Origin of the sequence: Vannielia litorea (assembly GCF_018424695.1) — a bacterium.
GTDB lineage: Bacteria > Pseudomonadota > Alphaproteobacteria > Rhodobacterales > Rhodobacteraceae > Vannielia > Vannielia litorea_A.
This window is the reverse complement of the sequence record NZ_QTNQ01000051.1, coordinates 22,660-29,398: the sequence shown is the minus strand read 5'-3', so window position 1 is coordinate 29,398 and position 6,739 is coordinate 22,660. Positions and strand designations below refer to the sequence as shown.

Below are 6,739 nucleotides of genomic sequence, written 5' to 3'. Positions count from 1 at the left end.
GTGCCTGTCAGGTAGGGCGTGGTGGTGGCCAGCGCGGTATCGGCGCGGAAGCTGCCATCGGCGTGGATGGTGAGCAACGGAACGGGTGGGAAGCCATCGGAGAAGACGAAGGTGAGCCGGTCGGGCCCTGATTGCGCCTCGACCGGGATCGCGCGGGCTGGGGCCTGATCCTGGCTGAACATGAAGTTATGGGTCAGGAAGATGTCGGGCGCCTTGCCCTTGAGGTGCAGCTGAACGGCGCGCTTGACCGGGGAGCAGCCCGCGCCGGGCTCGCAGCGCTGAGAGGAGGTGCAGGTGAAATCCACCGAAGCGCGGGTGTCGGCCAGGGCGGGGGCTGCGAAGAGGCAGAGGGCGGCGGCGCGGATCATACGGATTTCCCCTTGAAGAGGCCGGTGGGCTTGATGAGCAGGACGATCACCAGGATCGCGAAGCTGACGGCGAATTTGTACTCGGTGGTCAGCAGTTGCAGCAGCCCGTCGGGCGCGAGCGCCTCTGGCAGCACGTAGGTGGCCACCTTCTTGAAGGCGTATGTCACCGTGACTTCGGAGAAGGCGATGACGAAGCCACCCGCAATGGCCCCGAGCGGCGAGCCGAGCCCGCCGACGATGGCGGCGGCGAAGATGGGCAGCAGGAGCTGGAAGTAGGTGAAGGGCTTGAACGATTTGTCGAGCCCGTAGAGCACGCCCGCGATGGTGGCGAGAGCGGCGACGATGATCCAGGTGACGGCGACGACCTTTTCGGGGTTGATGCCAGAGAGCAGGGCGAGGTCTTCGTTGTCGGAGAAGGCGCGCATGCTCTTGCCTGTTCGGGTGCGGTTGAGGAACCAGAACAGCAGCACCACGCAGATCGCCGCGACGACCATCGTCAGAAGCTGGGTGGAACGCAGCGCAAGGCCCTCGGCCAGCCCCGTCATCTCCTTGAAATCGCGGGCGGAGATGACGAAGCGCGCCCCATCGGCAAAGCGCTGGTCATCAACGCCGATGATGAAGCGGGTCAGGCCGTTGAGGATGAACATCACGCCTATGGAGACGATCACGAGGATCACCGGTGCAGCCTTTTGTCGGCGGTAAAAGCGGTAGACGGCCCGGTCGGTGCCCAGCACGAGCAGGGCGGTGGCGGCGATGCCGAAAGGCAGGGCGAGGAGCGCCGTGGGCAGGATGCCGAAGGTGATGCCCATGGCTTGCAGGCCCCAGGTGACGAGAATGGTCATGGTGGTGCCGAAGGCCATCGTGTCGCCGTGGGCGAAGTTGGAAAACCGCAGGATACCGTAGATCAGCGTCACCCCGAGCGCGCCCAGCGCGAGCTGGCTGCCGTAGGTGGCCGCCGGGATGATGACGAAGTTGAGCAGGGCCACGAAGGCGTTGAGCATGTCCATCAGCCGGTAACCTCGCAAAGCATGAAATCCACCTCGGCATAGGTTTCTGGGTAGAGCTCGGTGGGCAGCCATTGGCGGACCCACATGGCGCTGTCGGTGCCGGTGAGCACGAGGCTGTGCAGGTGGCCGTCGCCGGGGCGCTGCCATGTCCAGGGGCCAGTGCGGGAGAGGCCACGGGCGGGCAGGGGCGCGGTTTCGCCGAGCGCGATCGTCCAGTCGCCGCTACCCGCGACGTCGGTGTTCTCTGGCGCGAGGGTAAAGACTTGTGAGCCGCCGTAGGGGCTGCACTGACCGGCTTCGGAGCAGCTCTGCTGGAAGCCGCAGTCGAGCGTAATCCGCGCGCCTTCGGCGGAAAGCGAGGCGGGCGAGAGCAGGGCCGCCGCGAGGGCGAGCGGGGCGGCGCGCCGGATCACGGGGCCACCTTGCAGGTGCCGTGGAAGTTTTGGCTCTGGATGCCTTCCACCGAGTTGTGCATCGAGTAGCGGGTGATGCCGCGCTTGAAGATCGAGACGAGGTGGATGGTGTCGTATTCCATGCCTGAGACGTAGCTGTGGCTGTCGCCGAGCGGATCGCGGATCTGGCGGACGGGAATGGTGCGGGCGGTGGCCGCGCCGCCGGTTTCCATCTCCCACTGGTCGGGTGCGCTGGCTTCAGCGCGGGGGCGGATGTGGAGCGTCAGGCCGGAGGGCTGGCAGCTGCGCTCTTCCACGCAGTAGCGGGTAAAGTTGCACTCGTAGCCTACGGCCTTTGCCGCAGCTGGCACAATAAACAGTGTGATTGCCACGAGGTAGCGGGTGACCTTGATGTGCTCCATCATTTCTTGCGCCTCCAGTCGCCGCACTTTCCGGAGTAGCCGGCAACGCCGTTCGGGACGGGCTGGCCACCCTTTGAGCGGATATCCCATCGTGCGATGCCACGGCCCCGGATGGTGATGGTTTCGACGGTCGAGTCGGTATCGAAGGTGATCTGGTCGGAGCCGTCGGACAACTGCCGCCGGACCGCTCCCCAGCTTCCCTGCCGGGTGACCCGCACCCGCGCCTGGTGGCGTTCGGCGGTGACGAGCACCGACTGGCGCACTTCGCGCAACTGCCCGTTGGAGAGCATTGCGAGGTCGAAGCGGCAGCGCGCTTCTTCGGCGGCGAGCGCCGGGGCGGGGAGAAGAAGGAGGCAAAGAAGCAGGCCGCGCATCAGAGCTGGCCCTCGCAAGTGCCAGTGACCGTGAGCGTGCCGACCCGACCGTCGACAGGCTTGTGGAGGGTCAGGGCGAACGCGCGGCGGTGGAGCGTGAGAAGGCGGGTGCCTTCGCGCTCCGACCCGGCGAGGGCGTAGCTGGCCGTTCTGTCCCGTACGCCCGGCAGCAGGGAGAGCTTGTAGGCGCGGCCCAGCCCGAGAACTTCGTTGAGCTTGCCATTCAGCGCGCCGTTGCCTTGAGCTTTGCCGGGCCGTCCACGGCCCTTGCCGTAGACCTGCACGAGATCGCGCCCCTCCGCTTGGAGCTGGAAAGGGCCATCCGCAAGGCCAAGGTCGCAATGGCCGCGTGAGTTGCAGGCCGTTTGCGGCGTGCAGGTAAGATCTGCCAGCGCCGGGGTGGACGCCAGAAGGCAGAGCGCGGCAGCGATGGACAGGGGAGATGTCTTCATAGGGTTCCCTCGCAAGAGCCTTCCGAGAGGAAGGCATATGGGGTGCGATTGATATGGCCGTGGACGGACAGTGTGAAGTGGCGGCCATCGATGAGGGTGAGCAGCACCGCGTCGCCCGCGCCGGAGGTGGCGGTGATGAAGCTGCGCAGGGCGGCATCCCCGCCCGGGGCTTCGGTAAGGTGCAAAGGCGGCTCGCCCGGCGCGGGGCTATCCAGGGGCGCGAGCGAAAGCTGGCCGCTGTCCAGCCAGGCCAGCCGGAACGCGCTCTCGGGGCTGCCTGCCGCGCAGCTGCCCTCGATGGTGCAGCTTGTGGTGGGAGTGCAGGTGAGCGCCGTGGCAGGCAGGGCCATCGAGAGGAGGGCAACCGCAGCCGTGAGAACATGGCGGCCCGTCACAGGCGGCTCTCCAGATAAGCGATGAGCCCGGCGCGGCCTTCGCAGGTGGCGGGTTCGAGCACGCTTTCGCCGCCCATGGGCTGGTGCAGGATCTCGCTGCTGCCATCCGCCCGGAGGTGGAGCGCGAGAAACAGCTTGTCGGCGGTGGCGGCGGCGAAAAGGCGGATATTGCCATTGCGGCGCGTCAGCTTGGCATCGGACTGGACCTTCTCATCGAGCGTGAAGAGGGCCGGGCGGGCATCGGAGGGCATGACGGAGACGGCGAGCGTGTGGTTTGCGGAGATGCAACGCCACTCCTGCGGCGGTTCGTCGGATTGTGCCGTGGCGACGCCTGGAAGGGCCAGAAACAGGGCAATGGCAAGGGGTTGGCGCAGCATCTTCATCCTCCCAGGAAGCTCTGGCGAACTTCAGGATCGTTCAGCAGCTCTTGCCCGGTGCCGGTGTGGGCATTGCGGCCCTGGACCAGCACATAGCCCTTGTCGGCGATCTCAAGCGCCTGGCGCGCGTTCTGCTCGACCATTAGCACTGGCAGGCCGGTGCGAGCGACTTCGATGATGCGGTCGAAGAGCTCGTCCATCACGATGGGCGAGACGCCCGCCGTGGGTTCGTCGAGCATGAGCACCTTGGGCTGGGTCATCAGCGCGCGGCCCACGGCCACCTGCTGGCGCTGGCCGCCGGAAAGCTCGCCCGCCGGCTGACGGCGCTTGTCTTTCAGGATCGGGAAGAGCTCATAGACCTGCTCCATGGTGCCGGTGATGTCATCCTCGCGGATGAAGGCGCCCATCTCGAGGTTCTCCTCGACGGTCATGGAGGTGAAGATGTTGTTGGTTTGCGGCACGAAGCCCATGCCGGCGCGCACCCGGGCCTGGGGCGTGAGGTCGGTGATGTCTTCACCGTTCAGGCGCACGGAACCCTTATGGATGTTGAGCATGCCGAAGACGGCCTTCATCGCGGTGGATTTGCCCGCGCCGTTGGGGCCGACGATGACGGCGATTTCGCCTGGGTCCACGGCGATTGTGCAATCGTGCAGGATGTCGGGGCCGCTGCCGTAGCCGCCTGTCATGCAGTCGCCGATCAGGAAGGCATTGCCGCTGGTCACGGGTTCGCCGGTGCCGGGCGAGGCGGTGAGCGTGCCTGCGGGGCGGGGGTTGGTGATGGAGCGGTCGGTGTTGCCGCGGCTGGAATAGTCGGACATGTCAGCGGGCCTTCCATTCGGGCAGGGGCGTGCCGTCGATCGTGATGTTGGCGGTGAGGCGGGCGATGGTTTCTGTCAGGTCGGGCAGCGGGCCGGTGCTTTGGTTGCTGAAGGCATTTGTGTTGATCGAAAGCGTTTGTGTGTCGGTCATGATATCAACGGAAAAGTCGGCCAGCCCGGCGCCTTCGTCGGCCTCGAACCGGTAGCCGTTTTCGAGCACGACGATGCCGTCGCGGACGGTGGCGGTTTCGCCCTCCATTTCCATGCCGGTGAACCATTGGATCATGGCGAGCATGAAGTCGCCCTCGCCGCCATTTCGAACGATGTCCTCGTAGTAGGAGAGATCGCCCGCGTGGCCGTACTGCTTGTCGAGCGAAAGGGTGAAACCGATGCCACTGGCGGTGTCGGTGAAGCTGTATTCTTCCAAGGTGCCGGTGCTGACGGACATGTCGGCGGCAAAGCCCTCGGGGAGGCCGCAATAGGAGATGCGCCCGTCGGCGGCGGGCAGGCAGCCGCCCTCGGAGAAAGGGCTGACCTGGGACAGGGTGGTGGATGGATCGGAGAAGGCCCAGGTGCCATCTTCATGAAGGAAGATGGTGTGACCCCGGTAATCGGTTGTCAGGAACGGCACGTCCTGCTGCGCGGCGGCGGGCAGGGTCAAGAGCGTGAGGACGAGCGCGATGCCAGGGCCGGCGATCACGCTGCACCCTCCGTAAAGGCGTGGCGTGGGGCGCGGATCAGTCAAGGCGGGTGCTCTTCAGGAAGTCGGCGTGGAGCGCCATGTGATCTTCAGTGTAGGTGGGGCCGATGGCGTAGGTGAGGGCCTGCACCACGAGCGCTTCGCGGATCAGGATGGTATTGGCGAACACCGCCTTCAGCCCGTCGAAGTCGACCTGATAGACGATCGTTTCGGCCTCCTCCCCGTCGATCGTGGCGGGCTCCACCAGAAGGGTTGGAATGGAGCTGGCGGGCTGGTTCGTGGCAAAGGCGGCGTTGTCGATGACGATCTTGCGCATCTGCTCGCGCGTCAGGCCGTCCTGCGTGCCCAGCCCCTCGATGATGAACTGCGCATAGTGGCGGTCGTCGTGGCGCCATGCGGCGGCGACGTCGGGGGCAGACGGGGGCGTTGATGTCCAGGTGGTCGGATCACCGCAGAAGGTGACGGCGCTATGGATTTGCTTGCATCCCGGGCTATCGCTTTCGGCACCGGCGTAGCGCCATGTCTGGTTGTCGAGGATCTCCACCATCTTGCCCTCGACGAGCGCCCGCCCGATCACCTCTTGCCCGGAGGCGGGAAGGGCCGTGGCCAGAAGCGCGGAGAGGAGCGGGATCAGCAGGGCGCGTTTCATGCGGGGACGTCCTTTTTGTGCTTAAGGCCGGTGCCGAGATAGGCCTCGATGACCTGCTCGTTGGCCTTGATCTCGGCCAGCGTGCCCTCGGCGAGCACCTTGCCCTCGGCCATGCAGATGACCGGGTCGCAGAGGCGTTCGATGAAGTCCATGTCGTGCTCGATCACCACGAAGGTATAGCCGCGCTCCTTGTTGAGCCGGATGATGGCGTCGCCGATGGTGTTGAGCAGGGTGCGGTTCACCCCGGCGCCGACCTCGTCAAGGAAGACGATGCGGGCGTCAACCATCATGGTGCGGCCCAGCTCCAGAAGCTTTTTCTGCCCGCCGGAGACCTGGCCTGCCTTGTGGTCGGCCAGATGTTCGATGGTCAGGAATTCGAGCACCTCGTCGGCCTTGGCCCGCAGCGCGCGCTCTTCATCGGCAATGCGTTTGCGGCCGAACCAGGTGTTCCAGAGCGTTTCGCCCGACTGGCCGCCGGGGACCATCATCAGGTTTTCGCGGCAGCTCATGGAGCTGAACTCATGGGCGATCTGGAAGGTGCGCAGCAGGCCCTTGCCGAAGAGCGCGTGCGGGGGCAGGCCGGTGATGTCTTCCCCGTCCATCGTCACACGGCCCGACGTGGGTTCAAGAACGCCCGCCACAACGTTGAAAAGCGTGGTTTTTCCGGCGCCGTTAGGGCCGATGAGCCCGGTGATGGAACCCGGCTGGATGGTGAGCGTGGCCCCATCGACGGCATGGAAGCCGCCGAAGTGCTTGTGCAGGTTCTCGACCTGGATCATGCGGAT

12 protein-coding genes are annotated in these 6,739 nt (G+C 65.7%); all 12 read right to left on the bottom strand.

What is annotated here, in order from left to right; translation table 11 throughout:
* A partial coding sequence (locus tag DYI42_RS15940; RefSeq protein WP_213546991.1) for a hypothetical protein occupies positions 1 to 368 on the bottom strand: 368 nt, incomplete at its 3' end.
* Positions 365 to 1,375: a branched-chain amino acid ABC transporter permease gene (locus tag DYI42_RS15935; RefSeq protein WP_213546990.1), complete on the bottom strand. Its 1,011-nt coding sequence runs from the start codon at positions 1,373 to 1,375 to the stop codon at positions 365 to 367. The genes DYI42_RS15940 and DYI42_RS15935, both read right to left, overlap by 4 nt.
* The gene (locus DYI42_RS15930; RefSeq protein ID WP_213546989.1) at positions 1,375 to 1,788 is read right to left on the bottom strand and encodes a hypothetical protein; all 414 of its coding nucleotides are present in this window, start codon (positions 1,786 to 1,788) and stop codon (positions 1,375 to 1,377) included. Before DYI42_RS15930 ends, DYI42_RS15935 begins: the two co-directional genes overlap by 1 nt.
* On the bottom strand, positions 1,785 to 2,192 hold the full coding sequence (locus DYI42_RS15925) for a hypothetical protein (RefSeq protein WP_213546988.1): 408 nt from the start codon (positions 2,190 to 2,192) through the stop codon (positions 1,785 to 1,787). Before DYI42_RS15925 ends, DYI42_RS15930 begins: the two co-directional genes overlap by 4 nt.
* Positions 2,189 to 2,563, bottom strand: coding sequence for a hypothetical protein (locus DYI42_RS15920; RefSeq protein WP_213546987.1), 375 nt, complete (start codon positions 2,561 to 2,563; stop codon positions 2,189 to 2,191). Before DYI42_RS15920 ends, DYI42_RS15925 begins: the two co-directional genes overlap by 4 nt.
* Positions 2,563 to 3,015, bottom strand: a complete 453-nt coding sequence (locus tag DYI42_RS15915; RefSeq protein WP_213546986.1) for a hypothetical protein — start codon at positions 3,013 to 3,015, stop codon at positions 2,563 to 2,565. The genes DYI42_RS15920 and DYI42_RS15915 overlap by 1 nt, the downstream gene beginning before the upstream one ends.
* The gene (locus tag DYI42_RS15910; RefSeq protein ID WP_213546985.1) at positions 3,012 to 3,410 is read right to left on the bottom strand and encodes a hypothetical protein; all 399 of its coding nucleotides are present in this window, start codon (positions 3,408 to 3,410) and stop codon (positions 3,012 to 3,014) included. The genes DYI42_RS15915 and DYI42_RS15910 overlap by 4 nt, the downstream gene beginning before the upstream one ends.
* Complete coding sequence (locus tag DYI42_RS15905) at positions 3,407 to 3,787, bottom strand: hypothetical protein (protein ID WP_213546984.1); 381 nt, start codon at positions 3,785 to 3,787, stop codon at positions 3,407 to 3,409. The genes DYI42_RS15910 and DYI42_RS15905 overlap by 4 nt, the downstream gene beginning before the upstream one ends.
* A 2-nt stretch (positions 3,788 to 3,789) precedes the next feature.
* Positions 3,790 to 4,605 carry an ABC transporter ATP-binding protein gene (locus tag DYI42_RS15900; protein WP_213546983.1) on the bottom strand — a complete coding sequence of 272 codons (816 nt, stop codon included), beginning with the start codon at positions 4,603 to 4,605 and terminating at the stop codon, positions 3,790 to 3,792.
* Between the two features lies 1 nt (position 4,606).
* A complete protein-coding gene (locus DYI42_RS15895) occupies positions 4,607 to 5,305 on the bottom strand; it encodes a hypothetical protein (RefSeq protein ID WP_213546982.1) in 699 nt (232 codons plus the stop codon).
* Positions 5,306 to 5,342: 37 nt separating this feature from the next.
* Positions 5,343 to 5,954 carry a hypothetical protein gene (locus tag DYI42_RS15890; protein ID WP_213546981.1) on the bottom strand — a complete coding sequence of 204 codons (612 nt, stop codon included), beginning with the start codon at positions 5,952 to 5,954 and terminating at the stop codon, positions 5,343 to 5,345.
* Entirely contained in the window at positions 5,951 to 6,733 is a 783-nt protein-coding gene (locus DYI42_RS15885) for an ABC transporter ATP-binding protein (RefSeq protein WP_213546980.1), read from the bottom strand. The genes DYI42_RS15890 and DYI42_RS15885 overlap by 4 nt, the downstream gene beginning before the upstream one ends.
* Between the last annotated feature and the right edge of the window lie 6 nt (positions 6,734 to 6,739).